The sequence below is a fragment of the Chromobacterium vaccinii genome (genome assembly GCF_001855275.1).
In the GTDB taxonomy this organism is placed as follows: domain Bacteria; phylum Pseudomonadota; class Gammaproteobacteria; order Burkholderiales; family Chromobacteriaceae; genus Chromobacterium; species Chromobacterium vaccinii.
In genome coordinates this window covers 4,932,287-4,955,988 of sequence record NZ_CP017707.1, presented here as the reverse complement: position 1 = coordinate 4,955,988, position 23,702 = coordinate 4,932,287, and the positions used below count along the sequence as shown (strand labels likewise).

23 protein-coding genes and 5 tRNA genes are annotated in these 23,702 nt (G+C 62.4%); 13 read left to right on the top strand and 15 right to left on the bottom strand.

The window, feature by feature from the left end; all coding sequences use genetic code 11:
* Positions 1-152: 152 nt before the first annotated feature.
* The 11 genes from BKX93_RS22905 to BKX93_RS22860 form a co-directional block, all read right to left on the bottom strand.
* The gene (locus BKX93_RS22905; RefSeq protein ID WP_046167960.1) at positions 153-476 is read right to left on the bottom strand and encodes a hypothetical protein; all 324 of its coding nucleotides are present in this window, start codon (positions 474-476) and stop codon (positions 153-155) included.
* A gap of 294 nt (positions 477-770) precedes the next feature.
* Complete coding sequence (locus BKX93_RS24975) at positions 771-1,121, bottom strand: hypothetical protein (protein WP_145929376.1); 351 nt, start codon at positions 1,119-1,121, stop codon at positions 771-773.
* 186 nt (positions 1,122-1,307) lie between these two features.
* On the bottom strand, positions 1,308-2,729 hold the full coding sequence (pilV, locus tag BKX93_RS22900) for a shufflon system plasmid conjugative transfer pilus tip adhesin PilV (protein ID WP_046167961.1): 1,422 nt from the start codon (positions 2,727-2,729) through the stop codon (positions 1,308-1,310).
* The gene (locus tag BKX93_RS22895; protein WP_186009464.1) at positions 2,729-3,664 is read right to left on the bottom strand and encodes an ATPase, T2SS/T4P/T4SS family; all 936 of its coding nucleotides are present in this window, start codon (positions 3,662-3,664) and stop codon (positions 2,729-2,731) included. Before BKX93_RS22895 ends, pilV begins: the two co-directional genes overlap by 1 nt.
* Positions 3,665-3,724: 60 nt before the next feature.
* The gene (locus BKX93_RS22890) at positions 3,725-4,300 is read right to left on the bottom strand and encodes a type 4 pilus major pilin (RefSeq protein WP_046167962.1); all 576 of its coding nucleotides are present in this window, start codon (positions 4,298-4,300) and stop codon (positions 3,725-3,727) included.
* Positions 4,301-4,367: 67 nt separating this feature from the next.
* Positions 4,368-5,468 carry a type II secretion system F family protein gene (locus BKX93_RS22885; RefSeq protein WP_046167963.1) on the bottom strand — a complete coding sequence of 367 codons (1,101 nt, stop codon included), beginning with the start codon at positions 5,466-5,468 and terminating at the stop codon, positions 4,368-4,370.
* A gap of 46 nt (positions 5,469-5,514) precedes the next feature.
* Complete coding sequence (locus BKX93_RS22880) at positions 5,515-7,164, bottom strand: GspE/PulE family protein (RefSeq protein WP_046167964.1); 1,650 nt, start codon at positions 7,162-7,164, stop codon at positions 5,515-5,517.
* Between the two features lie 115 nt (positions 7,165-7,279).
* Positions 7,280-7,672: a hypothetical protein gene (locus tag BKX93_RS22875; protein ID WP_046167965.1), complete on the bottom strand. Its 393-nt coding sequence runs from the start codon at positions 7,670-7,672 to the stop codon at positions 7,280-7,282.
* Positions 7,662-8,942 (bottom strand): type 4b pilus protein PilO2, encoded by a 1,281-nt coding sequence (pilO2, locus tag BKX93_RS22870; RefSeq protein WP_070981531.1) that lies wholly within the window; start codon positions 8,940-8,942, stop codon positions 7,662-7,664. Before pilO2 ends, BKX93_RS22875 begins: the two co-directional genes overlap by 11 nt.
* A gap of 1 nt (position 8,943) precedes the next feature.
* The gene (pilN, locus tag BKX93_RS22865) at positions 8,944-10,536 is read right to left on the bottom strand and encodes a PilN family type IVB pilus formation outer membrane protein (RefSeq protein ID WP_186009463.1); all 1,593 of its coding nucleotides are present in this window, start codon (positions 10,534-10,536) and stop codon (positions 8,944-8,946) included.
* A gap of 17 nt (positions 10,537-10,553) precedes the next feature.
* Complete coding sequence (locus tag BKX93_RS22860) at positions 10,554-11,105, bottom strand: toxin co-regulated pilus biosynthesis Q family protein (protein WP_070981530.1); 552 nt, start codon at positions 11,103-11,105, stop codon at positions 10,554-10,556.
* A 144-nt stretch (positions 11,106-11,249) separates the two neighbouring features.
* Between BKX93_RS22860 and BKX93_RS22855 the strand changes: the two genes are divergently transcribed.
* The 3 genes from BKX93_RS22855 (at position 11,250) to BKX93_RS22845 (ending at position 13,907) form a co-directional block, all read left to right on the top strand.
* Positions 11,250-11,957 (top strand): DotD/TraH family lipoprotein, encoded by a 708-nt coding sequence (locus BKX93_RS22855; protein WP_145929375.1) that lies wholly within the window; start codon positions 11,250-11,252, stop codon positions 11,955-11,957.
* Entirely contained in the window at positions 11,954-12,478 is a 525-nt protein-coding gene (locus BKX93_RS22850; RefSeq protein WP_082107229.1) for a lytic transglycosylase domain-containing protein, read from the top strand. The genes BKX93_RS22855 and BKX93_RS22850 overlap by 4 nt, the downstream gene beginning before the upstream one ends.
* Before the next feature lie 151 nt (positions 12,479-12,629).
* Positions 12,630-13,907, top strand: a complete 1,278-nt coding sequence (locus tag BKX93_RS22845; protein WP_070981527.1) for an O-acetylhomoserine aminocarboxypropyltransferase/cysteine synthase family protein — start codon at positions 12,630-12,632, stop codon at positions 13,905-13,907.
* Between the two features lie 64 nt (positions 13,908-13,971).
* On the opposite strand, the gene BKX93_RS22840 is transcribed toward BKX93_RS22845, so the two are convergent.
* Positions 13,972-14,874: a L,D-transpeptidase gene (locus BKX93_RS22840; protein ID WP_046155905.1), complete on the bottom strand. Its 903-nt coding sequence runs from the start codon at positions 14,872-14,874 to the stop codon at positions 13,972-13,974.
* Positions 14,875-15,013: 139 nt separating this feature from the next.
* Between BKX93_RS22840 and rlmD the strand changes: the two genes are divergently transcribed.
* The 5 genes from rlmD to BKX93_RS22815 all read left to right on the top strand — a co-directional run bounded on the left by rlmD (position 15,014) and on the right by BKX93_RS22815 (position 20,312).
* Complete coding sequence (gene rlmD / locus BKX93_RS22835; protein ID WP_070981525.1) at positions 15,014-16,558, top strand: 23S rRNA (uracil(1939)-C(5))-methyltransferase RlmD; 1,545 nt, start codon at positions 15,014-15,016, stop codon at positions 16,556-16,558.
* A 265-nt stretch (positions 16,559-16,823) separates the two neighbouring features.
* Entirely contained in the window at positions 16,824-18,014 is a 1,191-nt protein-coding gene (locus BKX93_RS22830) for a NupC/NupG family nucleoside CNT transporter (RefSeq protein ID WP_021475700.1), read from the top strand.
* 101 nt (positions 18,015-18,115) lie between these two features.
* Positions 18,116-18,745: a YecA/YgfB family protein gene (locus BKX93_RS22825; RefSeq protein ID WP_046155903.1), complete on the top strand. Its 630-nt coding sequence runs from the start codon at positions 18,116-18,118 to the stop codon at positions 18,743-18,745.
* A gap of 112 nt (positions 18,746-18,857) precedes the next feature.
* The gene (locus BKX93_RS22820) at positions 18,858-19,688 is read left to right on the top strand and encodes an undecaprenyl-diphosphate phosphatase (protein WP_046155902.1); all 831 of its coding nucleotides are present in this window, start codon (positions 18,858-18,860) and stop codon (positions 19,686-19,688) included.
* A 153-nt stretch (positions 19,689-19,841) separates the two neighbouring features.
* On the top strand, positions 19,842-20,312 hold the full coding sequence (locus BKX93_RS22815) for an NUDIX hydrolase (RefSeq protein WP_011135479.1): 471 nt from the start codon (positions 19,842-19,844) through the stop codon (positions 20,310-20,312).
* 67 nt (positions 20,313-20,379) lie between these two features.
* Here the strand turns inward: BKX93_RS22815 and BKX93_RS22810 are convergent, their stop codons facing one another.
* From BKX93_RS22810 to folD, 3 genes are all read right to left on the bottom strand, one after another.
* Positions 20,380-20,970 (bottom strand): hypothetical protein, encoded by a 591-nt coding sequence (locus BKX93_RS22810; RefSeq protein ID WP_046155901.1) that lies wholly within the window; start codon positions 20,968-20,970, stop codon positions 20,380-20,382.
* A 7-nt stretch (positions 20,971-20,977) separates the two neighbouring features.
* Positions 20,978-21,841: a formyltetrahydrofolate deformylase gene (gene purU / locus BKX93_RS22805; protein ID WP_021475696.1), complete on the bottom strand. Its 864-nt coding sequence runs from the start codon at positions 21,839-21,841 to the stop codon at positions 20,978-20,980.
* A gap of 178 nt (positions 21,842-22,019) precedes the next feature.
* Positions 22,020-22,871: a bifunctional methylenetetrahydrofolate dehydrogenase/methenyltetrahydrofolate cyclohydrolase FolD gene (folD, locus tag BKX93_RS22800; protein WP_070981523.1), complete on the bottom strand. Its 852-nt coding sequence runs from the start codon at positions 22,869-22,871 to the stop codon at positions 22,020-22,022.
* Between the two features lie 224 nt (positions 22,872-23,095).
* On the opposite strand from folD, the gene BKX93_RS22795 reads away from it, so the two are divergent.
* From BKX93_RS22795 to BKX93_RS22775, 5 genes are all read left to right on the top strand, one after another.
* Positions 23,096-23,172: transfer RNA gene (locus BKX93_RS22795), tRNA-Pro, on the top strand.
* A gap of 18 nt (positions 23,173-23,190) precedes the next feature.
* Positions 23,191-23,267: transfer RNA gene (locus BKX93_RS22790), tRNA-Arg, on the top strand.
* 28 nt (positions 23,268-23,295) lie between these two features.
* Positions 23,296-23,371, top strand: a tRNA-His gene (locus tag BKX93_RS22785).
* 45 nt (positions 23,372-23,416) lie between these two features.
* Positions 23,417-23,492: transfer RNA gene (locus BKX93_RS22780), tRNA-His, on the top strand.
* A 26-nt stretch (positions 23,493-23,518) separates the two neighbouring features.
* Positions 23,519-23,594 (top strand) — tRNA-His (locus BKX93_RS22775).
* Positions 23,595-23,702: the final 108 nt, after the last annotated feature.

Genomic DNA, 23,702 nt, shown 5'->3' with positions numbered 1-23,702 from the left:
GAAAGGTAAGGAATGACTGCGACTATCCGACCAACAAGCATTAAGAAAACCGCAGCTTTCCGCCCGCTCACTATCACCGCCTACAAACGACCGCTTCAGTCGAAATCCACCGACGCCGCCGCAGACCTCAAGCGCATAAACGCGGGATGCTTTTATCGTTCAATGCAGTCGACGGCATTCCGCAACGTAGCCCTGATTTGGCAAACCGCATCTTCCACCCAGTACAAATAGTCGCGAGTACAGACTGCAAGTTCCTGAAACTCCTCAATCACGGCTGGATCACCGATATCATCGGCAGTCCAATACAGCATGGTTTCCAAACTATTGGCCAGCTGCCCCCTGACGCTCAATCCTTGAACAAGATCATTGGCCCGCTCCTGGGTCAGCGCGCCGACCCGAATCGCCTCATCGATCAAGCTAGCCAGCAGCAGGGATTTTTGCGCAATGTCCTTCAGCACCGCTTGAATTTTTTTCATACCAAACCTCTATCAACCCTTCCAGCCCTATCCAAGGAAGTCTCAGCCAACACACCAGAGCATATGCCAGACAAAACAACACGCATCATCATCCGCCAAACCCATGTTCGCACCCACTTCCAATTCGTCGCCCCGATCCAATCACCTAAAGCCGTCTTCACGCCCTATCGGGAAACCGCCGCCGAAACGCTCAATCAATACACCCCGCAAGCCTCAATACGAAAAAGCATGTCAAAGGCAATGCCAAATCCAATTAATAATTTATTAAGATACATACTTTAACACAACTTTTTATTAAAAAAACGCTAAATAACGCTCATCTAGAACGGTGATTTTCCATGCGATTCCGCCCTTGCCGTTGCTCGCAGAACACCAAACATCGCATTGCCGCGCAAGCGCGCCGACCCGGTATTTTAATGCGCATTCATCCTGGATAATGGCATGGCTCGCCCTCCCCGCAACCACACCGCCTGCGAGCCCGTCAGCGCGGCGCATCCGCGCGGCGCCCATCGCCCGCGATGAAAGCCGCGCCGCGCCGCGGGAGCCGCCGTTCAGACGCGCGTTCAACCGGAAAGATGCGACCGACGCCACGCGCCCGGCGTCAATTACACGGCGAACCAGGGCGCAGCTATCATATTTGCTCATAAGATGCGCCATCGGGCGGCAAAGACGGGAATGAAGGCCTCGGCCTGGGCGAAGCCGCGCGAGCGCGCGAAAACTGGAATATGGGCAGAAAACAAGCTCTAAAGCAGGATGCGATCAAGCGCGGCCGCCGATCTGGAACGCGCAAAAGGATGCAGGGCGCAGCCGGTTGCCGCGCCCTGGCCATGTTTATTTGGTGCACATGGCCACGGCTTTCCAGCAGCCTGACTCCGCCCCCCCGGTCCAGACATACCAGCCCTCGCGATTCAACTTGTCGCGCGGCAACGGACGTTCGTCGTTGCGGGACTTGAAGCCCTGCGGATATTCGTCCCGCGCTATGGTGTAAAAGGCCAACGGCGCGCTTTCCTCCGGCGCGAGGGTGTACTTCTCATATAGATGTTCGTCTGCCTGATTGGGCCAGCCAGTCAGGTAGTAGCCCCCCGCCACCAATCGGGCCCCTTCCTCGCAATAGGCGATCGACGCATTGCCCCTGTCCCCCTTGGGCGGACGCATCGATTGCTTGCCGCAAGTTTCAACCTCCGCCACCGCGGGCTTGGTTTGCGAAAAACCGCCTGGCGCCCACTTCAGTCTCTGGCATGACAGGATCAAGCCATCCTCATCGCGCCCCACCAAGCCGTTCGGCGAGCAATCCGCCCCGATCACCGCCCTGGAGTCGCCCCCCAATTGCAGGTATTTATTGGCGGTCAGCCGCTCCTTGGCGATGAGCTCGCCCTTCATCGTCGCCTGCTTCTCCACCGTCAGGTTGCCGCCGGCGGACAAATCCGCTCCTGCGGTGATGTTCTGGAAGGCCAACATGCTGCCGGCAGCAATCGCATTCCCATCCATCGTCAGCGAGCCCGTCCCCGCGATGTCCTTGGCTGCGCCTATGTTGCCGCCCCCCATGTCCAGATTGCCCGTCATCGGCCGGCTGCCGTCGCGCCGCAAAAACTGGTCCATGTCCGAACGCAAATAACCGCCGCGCACGGCGACGATGCCACCCTGCTTCTTCGGTTCGGGATTATCCATCTGCAGTGCCTTCTGCCCATGATTATCCGGAAACGTCAGAAACTGCTTGCTCTGCAGCATCGACATCCCGCCGTTGGCCCCTATCGTCTGCACGGCGGCTGCCGCGGCCACATAGTCGATCCTGTCCGCCACCGACGGGTACGGCAAAATCAACGGCTGATCGACATAGGTCAGCGCGTCGATATTGCAAGTCGCCGCATCCGCGCATTGGCTACCCTTCTTCAACACGATCTGGTAATTGCCATCCGTACCCGGCGGCTTGTCGCCAAAGCCGCCCATGCCGGCGTACTTGACAATCTCCTGAACCGTGGGCCGCAACACATCCTTGGCGACCAATACGCCTTTGTCCACCAGCGGAATCGGCGGACCGGAGGCAAACAGGGCCTCTACGATCTTGGGGTGATAGTCAACGACATAACTGTTCACCCCTCTGGCCAATCCCGCCAGCGCGCCGCCAAGCTGCCGGCCGCGGCTTTCCCGCCAGTCGTTCACTTGGCGCACCCCCAGATAAGCCAGGCACATGCCTATCAAGGTCACGGCGATCGCCAGGCTGATCAGCAACTCCCCCGTCTGCTTCCTGCGCATCAGTTCCCCCTGTTCTGAACATTCATCCGTCGCTGGATGTCCACCTCCCCCTCCAGGCGCGCGTACTCGCCTTTGCTCAGGAACTGATAGAGATCCCTGCGCTCGCGCACATCCAGCGAACTCACTTGCGGAATGCCGCTATCCAGGCGCTGGTGAAACACCATGCGCAAGGAGTCGGCGATGAATTTGTCGGCCTGGATCTCGCCGCCGGCCCGCGCCAGCGAAGCCAGCCGGCTCAGCGCGGTGGGAATGTCGCGCGAGTGTATGGTGGACAAGACCAGGTGGCCGTCCACCGCGATCCGCAGCAACTCGGCCGCGCTATGCGGATCGCGCACCTCGCCTATCATCAGTATCGAACGCTCGCGCGCCGGGAAGGAGCGCAGCGAGGTGGTGATGGCCTCCGCGAAACGGTGATCGAAGCTGATTTCCTGCCCCGAGGGACAATCCGTCACATCGATCTGCGTGCAATAGCCCTCGCCATGCCAGCCCTCGATGACGATCTCCACCGGGTCCTCCACGGTCTGGGCGAAGCCGCCGAACTTCTCGAGCCGGGACACCAGCATCGCATTCAAGGTGGTGGTCTTGCCGGAGCCGGTCAAGCCGGAAAACAGCACCAAGCCGCCGCTCTTCTTCAACTCGTCGGACTGCATCATCCGCACATGGCATTCCAGCAGGCCCAGCTCGTTCAGCTTGGGCGCCTGCCCCATCACCTTGCGGCAGGCGTAACGAAATGGCTGCATGCGCTGCACCCGCCAGCGCGCGCCGCCGACGGCCACGGTGAAACCCGAGCGCTGCTCCATCTGCCTCTGCTCGGCCAAAACCGCTTCCGCCATTTCCTGCAGGAAGGCCCTGTGCTCGTCCGCCGGCCGGATCTGCCCGGGAAACAGCACGCAGGACTGCCAGTCGCGCACGAGCAACTGAACGTCGGTAATCATCTCTTGCATCATGTATCCGGATACTCTCGCCGCCACCCCGCTTCCGGCGGGGCGCCGCTGTTATTTGGTGAATGCGAACTCGATATCAGCAGTCTTGCCGCCGCCTGGATTGCACGCGGTGCCCAGAGAGCTCACGCTCAGCGCCGTGCCATTGGCGGTGTCCTTCACCGTAGTGCCGCCGATCTTGATCCTGGCAAACAACGCCTGCACATTCGGCACCAGCTTGGCGCAGGCTTCCGCCGAGTAGCCCTTCGACGTAATCGTCAAGCCGTCTTCGTTGCCGAAAACGCTGCCATGGCTCCAGTCCACCGTGCCGCCAAAGCGGTTCAGGATGTTTTTGCCGCTGATGCGATCCGGCGGCGACAGCTTGAGGCTGACCGCCACATCGGTAGTCAGGCCGCTGCTGTCAGCGCCGCTGCCGAACACGCGCAGGGCATTGGAAACCGATTGCTGGATGTCGGAGGTTTCCGAGTTGACCTTGATATTGGTCATCACCGTCGGCACCACCAGAAAGCCCACCGCCAGGATGAAAGCGATGATGCCGACGGCGACCGATAGCTGGATCAGGTCTATGCCAGCCTGGCGTTTGAGCGAGCCGCTCCTGGCAGCCATGGTTTGTATGGGCAATGCATGCATGAGTGTCTCCATAAAGTTAATTAAAATAGCAACGATAACGAATATTTAATATCCTGGACCGAATGAATCACCCTCCAGTGGTCATTTGTTGAATCTGATTGCCAGCCTCCAGCGCCGTCATCATCATGCCGGCGATGGTCAGCAGGATGAACCCGCCCACCATCACCACCAGCGCATTGCGCATGATGGCCGAGCGCTCGCCTATCGCCTCGGCGATCTCTTCGATCGTGCCAAGCCCTATCTTGCGGATGCCATCCTCGAAATTGCTGCGCTCGGAATACTCCGACAAGCGGTCGAAGATCTCCTCGGAAAACAAACCGGTATCCATCGCCTTCAGTATGCTGCGGTTGGCGGTAAGCGAAATCCGGATCCGCGCCAAATGCCAGCGCATCCATGGCGTGGCGCCGCGCTCCAGCAGCATCACCGCGTCGAACACCGCGGTATTGGCTTGCGACAACGCCGCAAGAGACACCAGAAACTCGCTGGCCTTCAAATCGCGGTATACGGAATACGGCAGGTGGCGGTCCAGCCGGTTGCGCAGCGGGCCAGTCCAGCGCGGCAGCGACCAGAAATAGGCGAAGCCCAGCAACACCGGCAGCCCGTAGATCAGAAACCAGAAATCCCGTATCGCCGCCGACAGGTAGTACAACACCTTGCCGATGAAAGGAAAACGCTCGGCGGGCATGATCTGCTCCATGATGGGCATCATGCCGATGGCCACTCCCAGCTGCACCCCGCTCATCAGGACCAGCAGGAAAATCGGCAACGCCACCGCCATCTTGATGGCCTTGGCGTTGCCTTCCCTGATTTTCACCACCCTGGCCAAAAAGCGAAGCGCCTCCGGCAGATCGCCGCGCTCGCCGGAGCCGATCACCATCAAATCGTCAGCCGGAACGGTTCCCTCCCAGGTTCCCCTCAAATTCATCGAGGCCGCCCGTTGCCGCCAATAGGCGAATAACGGCGCCATCGGATTGCCGCGCTCGCGCGCCAACGCGTATTTGTGGGAAAACAACTCATAGGGATTGGCTCCGTCCTCGATCGAATCGGCCAGATCGCCGTAGAATTTGGCGCGCAGTTTCAGAAACTTCCGCCGCGCCTTGGCCAGGCCGGCGTATTTCGACTCATCCGCGGGAGCGATGCCGAAAAACCGCTTCAGCAAATCCAGCATGACTGGCCCCTCCTCGCCTCGCACGGCCCCTCTCCACGAAACCGGCTCATGCGCATTCCGTTTTCTCCGCCGGCGTCAGCGGGCGGTACTTCTTGAGCTTGCGGAACGCCGACTCCACATCGCGAGGGTCCAGCAAACCCAGCGACATCTTGTAGAGCGCATGCTCCATCGCGGTCTTTCCCAGCATCGTCGGATCGTCCAGGCGGCCGTTGCTCAGGGCGCGCCAGCGCTTCTCCGCCTCCCAGAACCGTCCTTCCCGGATCAGCGGCAACATCTCCTCGGTCACTTCGCACACCTCGGCGACCACGGTCTGCCCCATGCTGCCCAGATGCCGGCACTCGGGGCATCCCGGCCCTTCCGCCCTCACCGCCGCAACATCGATGCCCAGCTCGGCGATGGTGCGCAGATATGACTCATCCAGGCAGCTTGCCGCCGGCTGGCTGCATGCCGGGCACAGCACGGGAACCAGCTTTTGATAGACCAACGCGGTCAGGAAGTCCGGCGCCGCGAGCGCGTGGATCGGCATGCCGACCTCGTCGTCGCTCAGCCGCGGGATGATGCCGAAAGCGCTGGCGGCGTGGACGGTGGACAACACCTGATGGCCGGTCTGGGTCATGGCCTTGGCGAACGAGCCGGTTTCCACGTCGCGGATCTCGCCGCCCATCACCTTGTCCGGATCGCCGCGCAGCAAAACCTTGGAGGCCGCGCCGAACGCGGTCTCGCTGCCGTCCTTGCGGCTGTCCTCAGCCTTGCGCTGGATGGGAATTTGCGTCACATGCGGCTGGATATACTCCACCGGATCCTCGATGGAGAAAAACTTCTTGCCGGAATGGCGCTCATAAGTCATCAGCGTGCGCAAAGTGGTGGTTTTGCCCGAGCCGGTCTCGCCGGCGATGATGGTCAGCCCGGGCGAGCGGAACACCGCGTCCTCCAATGCTTCCACCTGATCGGCCGAATAGCCCAGCTCTGCCAGGCTCATGATGTCCTTCTCAACCGCCTCGTTCAGCAGTATCCGCAGGACAATGTCGACGCCTCGGTTTTCCCGGATGCTCTGGAAACGCAACTGGTAGTTGCGTCCCTGGATAGCCAGGCTGATGGAACAGCTTTGATGCTTGTTTTCATCGAAATGATTGTGGCTGCGGCTGCTGGAGTCGGCGCGGGAATTGTAGGCGGTGGACACCGCATCCATCATCGCGTTGAAATCGCGCAGCAATTTGTCCTTGGGGTCGCTGTCCCTCAACTTGCCGTGCACGCGGTAACGCACCTGGACCAGGCCATTGTCGCGAAACTCGAAATGGATGTCCGTGGCGCGCAGATCGATCGCCTTCTCGATCACCATGTCGAAATTGCGATAGCCTCCGGTCTTGGCGTCTCCCCCCCGCAGTCCGGTCTCCATGCCATGCTGCTGCAACTGGGAATGAACCAGCAGGATTTCCTCCATGCTGCCGACAAAGATGCCGAGACAAGCGAAACGGGTCCGGCCGCGCACCCCGGCGTCGAAGCGCTGCAGCAGATCGCTGTGCCGAAGCTGGCGATAAGCGGCGTCCTCCAGCAGCAGGATGTATTGCTTCGCCTTGGCCGCGACCAGCACCATCGCGTCGTTCTCATGGCCAGGCAGTACCAGTTCGCTCTCGTGCCGCCATCCCTGATGGCGGATGGCCTCCAGCCTGAGTTGGGCGATCGGGCTCGCCGGCATGGCTCTCGCCCCACTCGACGCGTCCCGGGCACGCGATCGGCGCTCCGCCCCCTCGTTCCGCCGCGGCGCTCCAGTCAACCATTTCCATATTTCCAAAACCCTCTCCCTCCCGCGCTCAGCGCGGCTCCGAGATCGCCGTTCCGGCATCCATCAACAAGCGCGTCCGCTTCCCGCGGCGCGACATGTCGACATAGTCTTCGCCGACAGCCGCGATCTTCCATTCCTGCAACATGTCGCCGGCCTGGACTGCCCTGCCGTATTTGCCGCCCACCACGATGTAAGCTTTGCGCACCTTGCCTCGGCTCTGAATGAACATCAGGTCGAACGGCTGCGCCGCCTCCCCCCCAGGCCCAGGCAATGCCAGCGCCGCCCCTCCGGCGGGCAACGGCGGCATGCCGCCATTCGACGACAGCGCCCCTTTGGCGAAACTGTCTATCGTTTCCGCCGCCGCGGGCAAAACCAGCGCCAGCCAAGCGACCGCCAGCCATTTCAGCGGATTAGCGGACATAGAACGTCCCTTTGGCCGAAAACGCCGGATTCTTGTCATCTATCGTCACTGCGAGTTGATCTATCGTCATGTTGTTGGCCTTCTCCATCAGGCCCGGCAAAGAGTCCAGAAACGCCAGATGGCCTTGCAGCATCCAGCTTCCCTTGGCCAGCGGCCGAACCTCGCCCGCCCGGCTCTTGAGCTCGGGCGGCACCGGCACCAGGGGCTCGATCCTGTCCAATGCCACCTGCAGCCGGTTTTCGCCCGAGAAGGATTTGCCGTAGTCATCCAGCATCTGCATCCGCACGCCGGCCTTCAGGTAGAACTGCGAGGCATCCATCGCCTCGATCGCCGCAGCGCCAGCCGGCGGAGCGAAATCCAGGCTCTCCTCAGCAGTGTTCATGTCCTGGAAGCGGACATTGCGGCGCTGCGCCAGCAGGGTTTCAAACGTGCCGCCGATCCCGCGCAGCCAGGTCAGCGCGCAAACGCCGTTCTGGCACGTCATGCGGCTGATCCGCCATCCCCCCGCCAGCAACGGCAATTGCTGGATGACGCCCTGCATCGCCCGCGCATACCCCAGGCCATGCCGCAACGGAAGTCCCTGCCAGGCTTTTTCCATCTGGCCTCGGTAGATCGCCGCAGGATCGGGGCTGGCCGCCTGCAGCGCCGCCAGACTCGCTTGCCGTTCGCGCTCCTGTTCCTGCGTCCACCACCAGGCGCCGCCGCCCATGCCAGCCAGCATCAGCAACAACAGCGCGACCGCCCAACGGCCGCCACCGGGCAGGGGCAGGAAGCGCGAAGCCGCCTTGTCTTCATCGGCCAGCGCGCTGACGATATGCTCGAGATCGAGCAGCCTGGTCGCCACCAGCGAGCCTTCCGACACATCGCCCAGGATGGTGACGCCGGTCCCGACCTCCTGGATGAACTGCCTGGCCGCGACGATGGCCTCGTCGCGGGAGAGCACCCGGTCATGCGTCGGCTTGCCTTCGTGTATGGCGATGAAAATCAGGCTGTCCGCATCCTCCGGGTCGGTATGCAGAAAGAGAATGTTGTCATCGTCCGACATCTCCCGCAGCAGGCCGGCCAAGGCGAAATACGCCGTTTTGCGCACATTGCCGGGCAAGTCGGCCAAGCCCGCCACATGCGGCCCCAGCTGGTTGCGCAACACCAGGAACTGCCGGGTTCCGCGGCGCGAGGATAGTTCGCGGATCTCGTCCGCTTCCTTGCTCAGCCCAAGCAGCGCCTCCCACAGGACCTCGACGACCAGATTGCCGAACAGCAGCCGGGACACCTCACACGCCCTCGGTCAATTGCGGCGAAATGACCACGATGACTTCCTCATCGCTCTGCGAGGCGGTCTTCGTCCCCCCCTCGTACGCGATCACGCCCTTGCGCCGCGTGTTGTTCCTGGCTTGGCGGAAACCGCTCAGGATCAGCGTCTGCCCGGACTTCAGCGCCGCGCGCTGCATTGTCTGCACCGACGAGGTATTCGGCGTCTGGATCAGGTTGTCTCCGGACTTGACCTCGTCGATCCCCATCAGCTCGGACAGGTCGATCTGCACCTGCAACATGACGCTGCTGTTGTCCAGCAAGGTCGGCAGCAAGTTCATGACGAAGCCGGTCGAGATCAGGCCGGGCTCCAGCCCGACGCTGGGCGCGGAACCGTTGGTGCCGGGCGTGCTGGTCACCCGGGCCAGATAGCCGCGGTTGCTGGTGACCGCCACCGGCGCCGGCTGATTATTGAGCGTGACGACATTGGTATTGACCACCGTGCTGACGCGTCCTTGCTGGCTCAGCGCCTGCAGCAAGATCCGCGATCCCTTGAACTGCCCTGAATCCATCGTGATGCCGAACACGCCTTGAGCAGTATCCGAATTGCCCGACATCCGGAACGAGCTGCCCCAACCGCTTTGCGCGGCCTGGTACACCAGATTCCAATCTATGCCCGCAGCCGAATCTCGGGTCAGGCGGATTGAAAACACCTGTACCGACAAGCTCACCTGCCGCCCCAGCACCGCGTTTTCGCCGTCAATGTAGCGGCTCACGCGCTCAATGACGTCGGCCGAATCGGTTACCGTGATGGAGCTGGTCATCTCGGACGACACCGCCCGCCCAAGCGGCGACAGCATGCTGTTGACCGTATCGCTGAGCCGGTCCCAGTATTTCATTTCCGAATTCATGCTGACCGATGAATCCGAGCCGAAATTCAAGCTGGAGCCTCCGGCGGAGCCACTCCCTCCCGTGCTGCTTTGCGAGCTCTTGCCCACTTTGGCCGCATAGCTGGAGGTGCCCGGCATGGTCTTGATCTGAAAAGTACGGGTAAGCAAGCGGGAGAATTTGACCGAGCCGTTGCGGTAAATCCAATAGGTGCCAGTCCGGTTGGCCACGGCATCCAGCAAGCCGCGCAGGCTGCCGCTGTAATTTACCTGCGCCCTGGGCTCGCCATCGCCGCCAGTCGCCGCAGGCGGCGGCAACGCCGCTCCCAAGCCCGGCGGCAGCGCCGGCATCGCGGCCGCCGACGGGGCCGGGCCGGTCTGCTTGGCTGACCCGGCGCTGAAAATATCCCGCGCCAGACGGATGACGATGCCTTGCTCCTTGGCGATCTGCTCCAGCAGCAGCGACAACGGCAAAGCCCGGCCGGAAGCGAAGCTGGCGGGTTCATCAAAGCGGGCCGGCAATGCATCCGCCTCATCGATCACTACCGAACGATGGGCGAGCCAAGCGCCGCCATTCCGCTCCACCAGGCCCGCCGTCGGATACGCCAGTTCCGCTCCCGCCTTGCGCGATGCGTCCTGCACGTCCCCGATGCGCTCATCAATGCTTTGCAACAGACCCGGCGTGCCGCAGCCGGCCACCATCACCGAGCCGCACGCGACAACAAGCATTCTCCTCATACATCCCCTCATCGTGCGGCTTGAAGCACGCGAATGACTTTATTCGCCTCGTAAACCTTGACCCGCACCGGCGAATCGGTGTTCTGCAATGACCTGGCCACCTGCTCGATCACATCGAGAAAAGAACCGCTGAAAGTCGCGGGGTAGTCGATCGGAAAATCACGATCCAACTCCCAAGCCAGAACCCAGCCATTGGTTTTGGCAAAATCGCGCAGCGCGGCGGAAACCCTGCCCACCCCGGGCCGCAAGCGCAAAACGACACGGCTGCCAACGGCCCCGGCCAGCCCCTCGGCTGCCGTTGCCGCCATTGCGGGCGGCATTGCCGTCGCCACGGGCATCGGCGCTGCTGACGCTACTGGCGGCACCGCCGCGGCTCCGGGCATGACTGGCGATGCCGCCGTGGCAACCGGCGCAGGCGGCGGAGTCTTGGCCTCGGCACCGCCCGCCAACGCCGCGGCCGGCGGCTGCAAGCCGGTATCGCCCCCCAAGTACAGAAATCCAGCGCGCGCCTGAGCCACGTGCATCAGCACGAACGTCGCCAGCAATAGTTTCTTCTTCACAGCCGAACCCTAATAGTTCACTTTGATGAATATTATATCAAACATTTTATCAATGCCAGTCAAATAAGATCATGTCGTGATCAATACAAGGCAAGTCTCAAACGACACCCCGCGCGCCAGCGGAAGGAGTAGCCTGTCAATTTTATGTTTGATATAGTTAATATTTTATCAAATAAATTTAAGAAAATGAAAACACCACCATGGCTGGCGCTGCTCGCCGCCGCCCTCAGCGCTTGCGCTCCGCCCCCATACAATCGGCCGGGGGCCCCCTCCGAACTGGCCGCCCTTGCCAAAACCATGGAAGCGGCGAAAGATGGCCGCCAGGCGGTGCCGCGCGCCTCGGCGAATCCCACCGAGGACCTCAGACAGGCTTACTCGGCGGACTATACCGGCTCGCCGCGCGAGATCGCCCAAAACCTCGCCGACGCAATCGGTTGGCATTTCGAGGAACGCGGCGCCGCCGACAATGCCGTCATCGTCCGCATCAAAAGCGCGTCGCAACCGGCGCTGACGGTGCTGCAAGCCATCGGCGACCAGTTCCCCTACGTACTGGTGGTCGACGCCAAATCCAGAACCATCGCGCTCGACTACACGCGAATGATCATCGGCGCTCCGGCCACCGCCAAAACGCCAGAAAAGCCCCCTGCGCAGAAATACGCGATGGACGGCGGGATCTTCGCCAAACGCGCCTTGGCCGCGCGCGTAGCCTCTGCCTATAAAGCCAAGGGATTTGATAGCCAAATCCAGGTTGCCGGCAGGAAATTCCAGGTTCGAATCGGCCCCTTCCTCGACGACGGCGCTGGCGAGCGCAAGGTCCGGGACGCCCTGGGACCGTTGCGGCGCCTGCCATGAGTCCGCTCGCACGCCGCTCCCGCGCCGCCCTCTTGCCATGGAGACTCGTCTTCGCGCTACTGCCGGCCTTCTCCTGCCAAGCCGCTCCCATCGACCGCGTCACGGAACATTTCGACATCAGACGCACCGCCAATTGCGCGCTGGACGCTTCCCGCCGCTTCAGCGTGCCCTATCTGCTGCTGATGGCGCTGAAAGTAAAGGAATCCGGCGTCCAGTTCAGCAATCCCTACATCACCGGCCGCAATCGCAACGGCAGCAGCGATATCAGCTACTGGCAGATCAACGACAACTGGCTGCCCAAGCTGGCGCGCTACGACATCGACCGCACCCGGCTGTACGATCCCTGCGTCAATGTCCAGGTCGCCGCTTGGCTGCTCTCTTCCGAAGTGAGGCGCACCGGCAGCTGGGTAGCCGGCATCGGCGCCTATCACAGCCCCACGCCAAGCAAGGCCCAGCCCTACGCGGCCCACGTCTTGAAAATCTGGGCCGAGCTGCGGCGCAATCATCCCGGATGGGAATAAGCGGAACAAGACTGATCGATAATGGATTAAATAGATTCAAAAGTTATATCCGGCATCATCGATATCTCCTTGTGGCAAGCGCGCGGCGGCATTAAGGTAAGCGATCATGACAAGCGCCTGCAGCCACCCGCCCACTCAACCGGAGCCCACGATGAAACTGGAAACCCTCGCCGTCCATGCCGGCTATAGTCCCGACCCGACCACCAAGGCGGTGGCGGTGCCGCTGTACCAGACCACCAGCTACGCCTTCGATAGCACCCAGCACGGCGCCGACCTGTTCGACCTCAAGGTGCAGGGCAATATCTACACCCGCATCATGAACCCCACCACCGACGTGCTGGAAAAGCGGATAGCGGCGCTGGAGGGCGGCATAGGCGCGCTGGCGGTGGCGTCCGGCATGGCTGCGGTCAGCTATTCGATCCAGACCATCGCCGAATCCGGCGACAACATCATCGCCACCCGCACCCTGTACGGCGGCACCTACAACCTGTTCGCCCACACCTTCCCGCAGCTGGGCATCGAAGTCCGTTTCGTCGATTACAAGGACCCGGCCGCGATCGCCGCGCTGGTGGACGAGCGCACCAAGGCCGTGTTCTGCGAATCGATAGGCAATCCGCTGGGCAATGTGGTGGACTTCGCCGCCTTCGCCGCCGAGGCCCATCGACACGGCCTGCCGCTGATCGTCGACAACACCGTGCCCTCGCCCTATCTGTGCCGGCCGTTCGAGCACGGCACCGACATCGTGGTCCACAGCCTGACCAAATACCTGGGCGGCCACGGCAACAGCATAGGCGGCGCCATCGTCGATTCCGGCAAATTCCCGTGGGGGCAACACAAGGCGCGCTTCAAGCGGCTGAACGAGCCGGACGTCAGTTACCACGGCGTCAACTACGTGGAAGCGCTGGGCGAGGCCGCCTACATCGCCCGCGCCCGGGTGGTGCCGCTGCGCAATATGGGCGCGGCGCTGTCGCCGTTCAACGCCTTCCTGATCCTGCAGGGCATAGAAACGCTGGCGCTGCGGATGGACCGCATCTGCGACAACGCATTGAAAGCGGCGAGTTTCCTGAAGGAAAGCGCCGCGGTGGAGTGGGTGGAGTACGCCGGCCTGCCGGACCACCCCAGCAAGCCGCTGGCCGACCGCTACCTGGGCGGCCGCGCCTCCGGCATCCTTTCCTTCGGTATCAAGGGCGGCGCGGCGGCCGGCGGCCGCTTCATCGACGCGCTGCAGCTGGTGACCCGGCTGGTCAATATCGGCGACGCCAAATCGCTGGCCTGCCACCCCGCCACCACCACCCACCGCCAGCTGTCGCCGGAAGAACAATTGCAGGCTGGCGTGCGGCCGGAACTGGTGCGGCTGTCGATCGGCATCGAGCACATCGACGACATCCTGGCCGATATCGGCCAGGCGCTGAAGGCCGCGGCGCAGTAAGCGCGCCGCCAAACGCATCCGGGCCGCGATCGCGGCCCGGATTCATTGACTCAAACCAGCGGACTCAGCCCGCCTTGGCCACAGGCCGGACCCGCTGGCCGGCCCTGGCCGACGGCGGTCCCGGCTGGCGCTCGTTCTGCGGCTGGCTGGCCGCTGGCGCGGCGGGCGCGGGCGGAACCGGCGGGTTCATCTTCGACAACCAGGGCAAGGCGCTCAGATTGCCGTTGATGTCGGTTTTGGCGCTCTTGCAGCTCAGGCAAACCGGCTTGCCGTCGCGCTGCTTCAACGCATTGTCCACCCGCTGGCCGAACAAGGCCTGCTGGTGCTGGCGCTGCCAGGCCAGCAGCGTATCCGCCAAGTACGGCAGCGAGGGATCGCTCTGCCGGTAGTGGTTGCGGTAGACGGTCAGCCACAGCTGGCCGGCCTCGTCCTCGCTCAAGATGATGGTCTGGTAGGCGACGGTGACCGCGTCGCCGCGGCTGACGGTGCCGGCCAGCTCCAGCGCGTCGTTGTTGCGCAGCCGGACACAGCCGTGGCTGCGGAAGCCCGGCACCGAGCCCGGCGCGTTGGTGCCATGGAAGCCCAGGCCCAGGCTGTTCTCGCCGAAGCGCACGAAGACCGGGCCCAGCGGATTGTTGGGACCCGGCGGCACGACGGTCTGCACCTCCTTGCCGTTGCGCCGCATCTCTTCCTGGATGGACTTGGGCACGTGCCAGCTCGGCGCGCGGTAGATGCCGGTGATGTCGAAGCTGCCGGTCGGGGTCTGGGTCAGCATCTTGCCCACCGCCACCGGGAAGATCCGCGCCAGTTTGCCGTCCTGGTACAGGAATAGCCGCGCCTGCGGCAGATTCAGCACCAGGTGGCGGCCTATGGGATTGACCGCGACATCCGGCGCGGGCATCACCGCCGCCTGTACGGGAACAGCCAGCCACCATCCCAGCGCCAGCACCGACAACCGCTTCAACATACCGCACCTTCTGTAACCATGATTCACAGTCCTGATTCTAACAGAAAGGCGGCTAATTCCGGGATCGTAAAAAAACCAGCAAGAATCGCCGGTTTTTGAGAAAATCCGCGTTTTACCGTTTGATTTTGCAAGCAAGACGATGACGCACGCACAGACTATTGCCCTGGTCGAATCGCTGGACCACGAAGGCCGGGGGGTCGCCCACGTTGACGGCAAGACCATCTTCATCGATGGCGCGCTGCCGTACGAAAAAGTTGTCTACAGCAGCTACCGCAAAAAGCCCAGCTACGAAAACGCCAACACCTCCGCGGTGCTGAAGGAAAGCTTCATGCGCGCCGAGCCGCGCTGCCCGCACTTCGGCGTCTGCGGCGGCTGTTCGATGCAACACGTGGAATTCACCGCCCAGGTGGCAATCAAGCAGCGCGTGCTGGAAGACAATCTCAAGCGCATCGGCAAGGTCAAGGCGGAACGCGTGCTCACCCCCATCGCCGGTCCGGCCTGGCACTACCGCCATCGCGCCCGCATGTCCGCCCGCATGGTGGCCAAGAAGGGCGGCGTGCTGGTGGGCTTCCATGAGAAAAGCTCCAGCTACATCGCCGAGATGCGCGAGTGCCACATTCTGCCCAAGCACATCTCCGATCTGATCATGCCGCTGCGCGCGATGATCGCCACATTGTCCATCAGCCAGCGCATGCCGCAGGTGGAAGTGGCCGTCGGCGACAAGCTGGACATCCTGGTGTTCCGCAATATGGACGCCATCACCGACGCCGACTTCGCCATCCTCAAGGCGTTTTCCGACACGCACGGCACCGCCGGGCGCCCGCTGCAGATCTGGCTGCAGCCCAAGGGCCCGGAAACCTGCTACCCGATCTACCCGCTGGACGCGCCCAAGCTGACCTACAGCATGCCGGAGTTCGCGGTGGAGATGCCCTATTACCCCACCGAGTTCACCCAGGTGAACCCGCAGATCAACGCGGTGATGGTGGCCCGCGCGCTGAAGTTTCTGGACCCGCAGCCGGGCGAGCGCATCGCCGACATGTTCTGCGGCATCGGCAACTTCACCCTGCCCATCGCCCGTTCCGGCGCGATCGTGCACGGCATGGAAGGCAGCCAGCCGCTGGTGAAGCGCGCGGTGGAGAACGCCACGCACAACCAGTTGCAGGACAAGGTGAGCTACGAGATGGCCAACCTGTTCGAGGTGACCGAGGAGTCGTTCGCGGCGCTGGGCCATTTCGACAAGATGCTGGTGGATCCGCCCCGCGACGGCGCGGTGCAGCTGCTGAAGGCCATCACCGAGGACACCGCGCCCAAGCGCATCGTCTACGTGTCCTGTAACCCGGCCACGCTGGCGCGCGACGCCGGCATCCTGGTCAACACCAAGGGTTACACGCTGAAGGCGGCCGGCATCATCAACATGTTCCCGCACACCGCGCACGTCGAGTCCGTGGCCTGGTTCGAAAAGACCAGCCCGTGCAAGACGCGCAAGGAAGTCGAGGAAATCGAGGCGATAGAAGCCGCCGAACGCGAGGCCGCCAAGGCGGCGCGCCTGGCGGAGGAAAACGCGGAGAAGGAAAAGAAAGCCGCCGAGCTGGCGGAGAAGGCCGCCGCCAAGGAAGCGCGCCGCGCGCATTACTTCGCGGAACAAGCCCGCCGCGAGGCGGAGGAAGCCCAATCGGGTCAATAGACATGAAAAGCGGCCCGCCCCAGGCATGCGCCGGGGCGGGCCGCTTCTCTTTATCTAAAGACAGATTGTTTGATCTAAAGACAAGTATTATTCTCTGCTTCAGCGCATTGTGCTCACGCCGATGGCATCCGCCCCAAGCGCATGCCGCCCGGCGCGGCGCTGGCCGCATTTTATAAAAACCGGCATACGGCCCGCGGCATCAGGCGGGACCGGAACCATGCTCGATACCTGCCTAGGCAGGGGGAACCCACAAAGCGACTTCATCATGCATATCGTCCAATTCATCATCGGCCTGATCGTGGTACTGGCCCTCACCCAGCTGGTCGCCCGCGACCGCAAGAACATCAAGATCCGCTCCGTGATCCAGTTGCTGGTCATCGAGATCGCCCTGGCGTTCTTCCTGCTCAACACTACCTATGGCCTCGCCATCGTCGGCAGCATTTCCGGCGTCTTCACCAAGCTGATGGATTTCGCCGGCGAAGGCACCAAGTTCGCTTTCGGCGGCATTCAGAACAAGGATGAATTCAGCTTCTTCCTCAACGTGCTGATGCCCATCGTGTTCATCTCGGTGCTGATCGGCATCCTGCAGCACATCCGCGTGCTGCCGGTGGTGATCCGCGCGATCGGCTTCGTGCTGTCCAAGATCAGCGGCATGGGCAAGATCGAGTCGTTCAACGCCATCAGCTCGATGATGGTCGGCCAGTCCGAAAACTTCATCGCCTACAAGAACATCATCCACACCTTCGACGAGAAGCGCATGTACACGCTGGCCGCCACCGCGATGTCCACCGTGTCGATGTCCATCGTCGGCTCCTACATGCAGATGATCGAGCCGCGCTTCGTGGTGACCGCGCTGGTGCTGAACCTGTTCAGCACCTTCGTCGTGCTGTCGCTGATCAACCCCTACGACAGCGCGCTGGGCGAGGACGAGCTGATCAGCAGCGACGCGCACCGCGTGTCCTTCTTCGAGATGCTGGGCGAGTACATCCTGACCGGCTTCAAGATCGCCGTGATCGTGGCCGCCATGCTGGTCGGCTTCATCGCGCTGATCGCCTGCGTGAACTTCATCTTCACCGCCATCTTCGGCATCAACTTCCAGACCATCCTGGGCTACGTGTTCTGGCCGTTCGCCTGGCTGATGGGCGTGCCTAGCCACGAAGCGCTGACCGCCAGCAGCATCATGGCCACCAAGCTGGTGACCAACGAGTTCGTCGCCATGCTGGAACTGAAGAACCAGGCGGCGCACCTGTCCAGCTACACCCGCGGCGTGCTGTCCATCTTCCTGGTGTCCTTCGCCAACTTCAGCTCGATCGGCATCATCGCCGGCGCGGTGAAGGGCCTGGACGAAGAGCGCGGCAACATGGTGTCCCGCTTCGGCCTGAAGCTGGTCTACGGCTCATCGCTGGTGAGCATCCTGTCGGCGCTGATCGCCGGCCTGGTGCTGGCTTCCTACTAAGCCCCGACCGCCCCGCCAAGCCGCCCGCCCCTGCGCGGGCGGTTTTGTTTTGCCCCGCCCTGCCCCATAATGGCCGCCTGACCTAACCAGAAGAATCCGCCATGTCGCACAAGCCGCTCAGCGAACAAGATTATCAACGCCTGTCCGCCACTCTCGCCCGCTTCGCCGGCCACGGCTGCATGAACCTGGAGCGACTGGACGGCTTCTTCGCCGCGCTGCTCGCCGGCCCCGAGGCCGTGCGCCCGGCGGACTGCCTGCCGCTGATCTTGGGCGACGCTTTCGACGACGAGTCGGCCTTTCCCAGCGAAAAAGCGCTGGAGCAGTTCGTGGCGCTGTTGCGCGGACATTGGCAGGACATCGCCGAAGCGCTGAAGCAGGGCGAGTTTCAGCCATGGCTGGATGCCGACGCGGCCGGCCAGACCACAGGCAACGACTGGGCAGAAGGCTTCGCCGCCGGCATGGAGCTGCTGAACGACGACTGGGGCCTGCTGTTCGACTCCCCCGACAACGCGCCGCTGCTCGAGCCGATCATGATCCTGGGCTTCGAACGCCATCCGGACCCGGAAATGCGCCCCTTCGTCGACGCCATCGACGCCGAGACCCGGGCCGAGCTGCTGGCGTCGCTCTCCCCCTCCGTGCACGGCATCCATGATTTCTTCGCCGCCATCCGCCGCCAGCTGGAGCAGGAAGAGCAGGAGCTGGAGCGGGAAGAGCCGCGCCGCCCGCACTGAACGATCCGGTAAACCGGACAGCTGGCTTGCGCGTTAAGAAGCGGTCATTCTTCCAAAACGGGCGCGGCGGATCCGCCGCCCGTTTCTTCCGCGTCCTATCCAAGGGGGAGCCATGAACGCGACCGAAGCCTTGCTGTTTGCCGTGATACAGGGCATCAGCGAATTATTTCCCGTCAGCAGCCTGGGCCACGGCGTGCTGATACCTGACTGGCTGCACTGGTCGATCAACCGCACCCATCCCGACTTCCTGCCCTTCATGGTGATGCTGCACCTGGGCACCGCCGCCGCGCTGCTGATCTACTTTCGCCGCGACTGGACAGACCTGATCGGCGGCTGGCTCAAAGCCGGCGGCCGCGCCAGCAATCCGCACGCGCGCCTGATGTGGCTGGTGATCGCCGGCACCATACCCGCCGGCCTGCTGGGCCTGCTGCTGGAAAAACAATTGCGCGCGCTGTTCACCAGCGCCACCGCGGTGCTGGTTTTCCTGGCGCTGAACGGCCTGATGCTGCTGTGGGGCGACCGTCTGAAAAAGAAAACCGCCTCGCACGAGCTATCCGAGCTGAGCTTCGCCGGCGCGATCAAGATAGGCGCCGGCCAGGCGCTGGCGCTGCTGCCGGGCTTCTCCCGCTCCGGCGCCACGCTGGTGGCCGGACTGGCCCACGGCCTGGACTACGCCTCCTCCGCCCGCTTTTCCTTCCTGCTGGCCACGCCCATCATCACCGCGGCGGGCGTGCTGGAAATTCCCAAGCTGGCGCACCACGGCAGCGGCGCCCCGCAATGGGGGCTGCTGCTGGCCTGCGGCGCCGTTTCGGGACTGTGCGCCTATGCCAGCACCTGGTTTCTGATGCGTTACTTCAAGAAAACCGAAATCGAGTCGCTGCGTCCCTTCGGCTTTTACTGCCTGCTGGTCGGCCTTGTCGGTTTACTGGTCAAACTCGTATAAATGCGCTGGACTTGGCCATGCCTTGATATAAAATGGCATGTGACCAGTAATTCTACTTATTGAAATACAGATGGCGCCGCCAAAGGGCGCTATCTGTGTTTGGAATGCTGGCTCGAGGCGTCAGACCTCATCAAATAATGATATTTTGGAAGAATGAACGTATTGGAAGACCGTAAGAACGAACGCCTGCCCAGCGACCTGGCCAGGCGCGCCACAGCCATCATCGAGATGCCGGACGGCGTGCTGGTCACCGCCAGCCGCGGCGGCCGCTACAACCTCCCCGGCGGCAAGGCCAATCGCGGCGAACTGCGCTCCCAGGCGCTGATTCGCGAAATCCGCGAGGAGACCGGCCTGCGCATCAACTCCATGCTGTACCTGTTCGACCACATCACCCCGTTCAACGCCCACAAGGTCTACCTGTGCATCGCCCAGGGACAACCCAAGCCGCAGAACGAGATCGAGCGCATCGCGCTGGTGTCGTCGCCGGATACCGATATGGATTTGTTCGTCGAAGGACGGGCCATCCTGCGCCGCTACGCCAGGCTGCGCAACGAGGAAACCGCCAAAGGAGAAGCGCTGCGCGCGCTGCTGGGCCTGGCCCGCTACATCGCCAAAGTAGACTGAGGGATTCAATCCTCAAAACAAAAAGGACACGCGTGCGCGTGTCCTTTTTTCTTGCCCGCCATGCGGCTTATTTTTTCACCGCCGACGCGGCATCGCTGGCGGCGCCCTGCTGCTGCATCATCTCCACCATCTCCTGAGGCAGCTCCACCCAGCCTGCGGTCTTGGCGAACGACAGCGTGGCCGCCAACAGCAGCAGCGACAAGGGCGCGAACAGCACCACGCCGGCCAGGGTGCGCATCACGGACACCTGCGCTACCTTGGACAGCGCGTTGACCAGCACCACCAGGCCAAGCAGCGACAGCAGGATGTCTATCACCTTGGCGGCATCTCCCGGCAGCCAGCTGGTCAGCGGCTCCACGAATTGCAGGCCGCTGGCCACCACCACCAGGCCGAACAGCGAGCCGCTGACTTCGCCCTTGCCCCAGCGCAGCCAGACGCCCATGAAGCGGGCGAACAGCAGGGTCTGCAACCAGGTGAACAGCACCATGAAACCGATGCGGCCGGCGATATTGCCGCCCAGCTCGGCGGTATCGCCGCTGGAAACCGCGCCCATCAGCGTCAGCAGCAGCGCCGGCTGCCACCAGGCGTACTGGTAGGCGGCCAGCGGCTTGACCCGCAGGCGCAGCAAATCAAGCACATCGTCGATCAACAGGCGCATGGCATCCTCAGTCGAAAACCACGGTCTTGTTGCTGTACGACAGCACGCGGTTGTCCAGATGCCAGCGCACGGCGCGGGACAGCACCACTTTTTCCAGGTCGCGACCCTTCTCCACCAGATCCTCCACCGTGTCGCGGTGCGAGATGCGGGTGACCTCCTGCTCGATGATCGGACCCTCGTCCAGATCTTCGGTCACATAGTGGCTGGTGGCGCCGATCAGCTTCACGCCGCGCGCGAAGGCGCGGTGATAGGGCTTGGCGCCGTCGAAGGCCGGCAGGAAGCTGTGGTGGATGTTGATCACGCGGTCCGGATAGCGCTCGACGAAGCCGCTGGACAGGATCTGCATGTAACGGGCCAGCACGATGAAATCGACGCCCGCTTCTTCCAGCAGGCGGAACTGCTCGGCCTCGGCCTCGGCCTTGTTGTCCTTGGTGACCTTGATCACATGGAAAGGAATGCCGTTGAACTCCACCAGGCGGCGGCAGGTTTCGTGATTGGAGATCACCAGCGGGATGTCGCAATCCAGCTCGCCGATGCGCCAGCGGTGCATCAGGTCCACCAGGCAATGCTCGTACTGGGATACGAAGATGGCCATCCGCGGCTTGCGCGCGGACAGCGACACCTTCCAGTTCATGCCGTGCTCGTCGGCGATGGGCTGGAACGCGGCGGCGAAGCTGTCCATCGGCAGCGTGAAGCCGTCCAGATCCCACTGCACCCGCATCAGGAACAGGTTTTCGCTGGTGTCCTGATGCTGGTCCGCATGCATGATGTTAGCGTTGTAGGTCATCAGGAAATTGGCGATGGCCGCTACCAGGCCCTTCTTGTCCGGCGCGCTGATCAACAGCGTCGCCGAGTGCTTGTCGTGACTCATGAAGCAAATCCGTAAATTAGTTTTACATGATACTAAAACAGCCGCGGACGGCTGTCTGCAAATTCGCGCGCGGCATGACGCGGTCAAGCCGCCGCCGCGGAAAACAAAATCGCCACAGCCCGGCGCGGCGGCGGCTGTGGCGAACTGGCTTGCGGCCGCAGCTGCGGCGGCGTTCGGCTCAGGCGTTCAGATTGGCGGAGTCCAGCGTATTCTGCAACAGCGTCGCCACCGTCATCGGCCCCACGCCGCCCGGCACCGGGGTGATGAAGCCGGCCCGCTCGCGCGCGACGTCGAATTCCACGTCGCCGCACAGCTTGCCGGTGTCCAGCCGGTTGATGCCCACGTCGATCACCACCGCGCCCGGCTTGATCCACTCGCCCTTGACGAAGTTGGGAATGCCGACGCCGGCCACCAGGATGTCCGCTCCGGCCACTTCCTCCGCCAGATTCTGCGTCGCGCTGTGGCAGACGGTGACGGTGGCGCGCGCCAGCAGCATTTCCAGCGCCTGCGGGCGGCCGACGATATTGGACGCGCCGACGATCACCGCCTTCTTGCCCTTGGGATCGATGCCGTACTCTTCCAGCAGCGTCATCACGCCGCGCGGCGTGCACGGCCGCAGCAGCGGCATCTTGATCGCCAGGCGGCCTACATTATACGGGTGAAAGCCGTCCACATCCTTTTTCGGATCGATGCGCTCGATCACTGCCTGCGGATCGATCTGCGCCGGCAGCGGCAATTGCACCAGAATGCCGTCCACGCCGGCGTCCGCGTTCAAGCCATCGATGATTTCCAGCAATTCCTTCTGGCTGGTGGAGGCCGGCAAATCGTAAGCGAGGGAGCGGATGCCCGCCTTTTCGCAGGCTTTTTTCTTGCTGCCCACGTAAACCGCGGAGGCCGGATTGTCTCCGACCAGGATCACCGCCAGCGCCGGCGCCCGCTTACCCTGCCCCAGGCGCTCTTCCACGCCCGCGCGCACCTTCTCCAGCAGTTTTTCCGCTACCGCCTTGCCATCGATCAATTGTGCCGACATGCCTGATTCCCATATTGGTGCAATGAATAACGGCCGCTATTCTCGCATTAATTGCGCAGTGCAGTAAGGCCGCTCGGCGGAATATTTTTCTTAAGATCAAGATAAATAAAGAAAAAACAAACATCCTATTCCGGCGCGGCGAAAACACCCCGGAAAGCCCCGAAAATATTTGCACAAAGCCGTTGACAGCCCCATGCCCCGTCCGTATAGTTGCGGTCTCTGTTCGGGGCGTAGCGCAGCCTGGTAGCGCACCTGATTTGGGATCAGGGGGTCGCGAGTTCGAATCCCGCCGCCCCGACCAGACACAATGCCCGATAGAGCGCCCGTAGCTCAACCGGATAGAGCACCAGCCTTCTAAGCTGGGGGTTACAGGTTCGATTCCTGTCGGGCGCGCCAGCCGCTTAAGCGGCGGCAACAAACAGTGGTGGATATAGCTCAGTTGGTAGAGTCCCGGATTGTGATTCCGGTTGTCGTGGGTTCGAGTCCCATTATCCACCCCACAATTTGCAAGATTGCGGCATCGCCGCAGTCGAACTGTTTCGACGGTGGATGTAGCTCAGTTGGTAGAGTCCCGGATTGTGATTCCGGTTGTCGTGGGTTCGAGTCCCATCATCCACCCCAAGGTTTCGACCATCGCGTCATCAGCGGTGGATGTAGCTCAGTTGGTAGAGTCCCGGATTGTGATTCCGGTTGTCGTGGGTTCGAGTCCCATCATCCACCCCAGAAACAGCAAAGCCCGACCTCGTGTCGGGCTTTATCTTTTCCCGCCTCCGCAATTATAGAATTGCGACAAAAATGTTCAGATTTGCCGCTTGCCAGTACAGTGAAGCT

Excerpts from the sequence above, each read along its gene's own strand:
- BKX93_RS22890 (WP_046167962.1), bottom strand. The coding sequence starts at position 4,300 with ATGCATGCATTGCCCATACAAACCATGGCTGCCAGGAGCGGCTCGCTC.
- BKX93_RS22845 (WP_070981527.1), top strand. The coding sequence starts at position 12,630 with ATGAAACTGGAAACCCTCGCCGTCCATGCCGGCTATAGTCCCGACCCG.
- BKX93_RS22820 (WP_046155902.1), top strand. The coding sequence starts at position 18,858 with ATGAACGCGACCGAAGCCTTGCTGTTTGCCGTGATACAGGGCATCAGC.
- purU (WP_021475696.1), bottom strand. The coding sequence starts at position 21,841 with ATGAGTCACGACAAGCACTCGGCGACGCTGTTGATCAGCGCGCCGGAC.
- BKX93_RS22905 (WP_046167960.1), bottom strand. The coding sequence starts at position 476 with ATGAAAAAAATTCAAGCGGTGCTGAAGGACATTGCGCAAAAATCCCTG.
- BKX93_RS22885 (WP_046167963.1), bottom strand. The coding sequence starts at position 5,468 with ATGCTGGATTTGCTGAAGCGGTTTTTCGGCATCGCTCCCGCGGATGAG.
- pilN (WP_186009463.1), bottom strand. The coding sequence starts at position 10,536 with ATGCTTGTTGTCGCGTGCGGCTCGGTGATGGTGGCCGGCTGCGGCACG.
- BKX93_RS22825 (WP_046155903.1), top strand. The coding sequence starts at position 18,116 with ATGTCGCACAAGCCGCTCAGCGAACAAGATTATCAACGCCTGTCCGCC.
- pilV (WP_046167961.1), bottom strand. The coding sequence starts at position 2,729 with ATGCGCAGGAAGCAGACGGGGGAGTTGCTGATCAGCCTGGCGATCGCC.
- folD (WP_070981523.1), bottom strand. The coding sequence starts at position 22,871 with ATGTCGGCACAATTGATCGATGGCAAGGCGGTAGCGGAAAAACTGCTG.
- BKX93_RS22850 (WP_082107229.1), top strand. The coding sequence starts at position 11,954 with ATGAGTCCGCTCGCACGCCGCTCCCGCGCCGCCCTCTTGCCATGGAGA.
- BKX93_RS22840 (WP_046155905.1), bottom strand. The coding sequence starts at position 14,874 with ATGTTGAAGCGGTTGTCGGTGCTGGCGCTGGGATGGTGGCTGGCTGTT.
- BKX93_RS22895 (WP_186009464.1), bottom strand. The coding sequence starts at position 3,664 with ATGATTACCGACGTTCAGTTGCTCGTGCGCGACTGGCAGTCCTGCGTG.
- rlmD (WP_070981525.1), top strand. The coding sequence starts at position 15,014 with ATGACGCACGCACAGACTATTGCCCTGGTCGAATCGCTGGACCACGAA.
- BKX93_RS24975 (WP_145929376.1), bottom strand. The coding sequence starts at position 1,121 with ATGAGCAAATATGATAGCTGCGCCCTGGTTCGCCGTGTAATTGACGCC.
- BKX93_RS22810 (WP_046155901.1), bottom strand. The coding sequence starts at position 20,970 with ATGCGCCTGTTGATCGACGATGTGCTTGATTTGCTGCGCCTGCGGGTC.
- BKX93_RS22830 (WP_021475700.1), top strand. The coding sequence starts at position 16,824 with ATGCATATCGTCCAATTCATCATCGGCCTGATCGTGGTACTGGCCCTC.
- BKX93_RS22875 (WP_046167965.1), bottom strand. The coding sequence starts at position 7,672 with ATGTCCGCTAATCCGCTGAAATGGCTGGCGGTCGCTTGGCTGGCGCTG.
- BKX93_RS22815 (WP_011135479.1), top strand. The coding sequence starts at position 19,842 with ATGAACGTATTGGAAGACCGTAAGAACGAACGCCTGCCCAGCGACCTG.
- BKX93_RS22880 (WP_046167964.1), bottom strand. The coding sequence starts at position 7,164 with ATGCCGGCGAGCCCGATCGCCCAACTCAGGCTGGAGGCCATCCGCCAT.
- BKX93_RS22855 (WP_145929375.1), top strand. The coding sequence starts at position 11,250 with ATGTTTGATATAGTTAATATTTTATCAAATAAATTTAAGAAAATGAAA.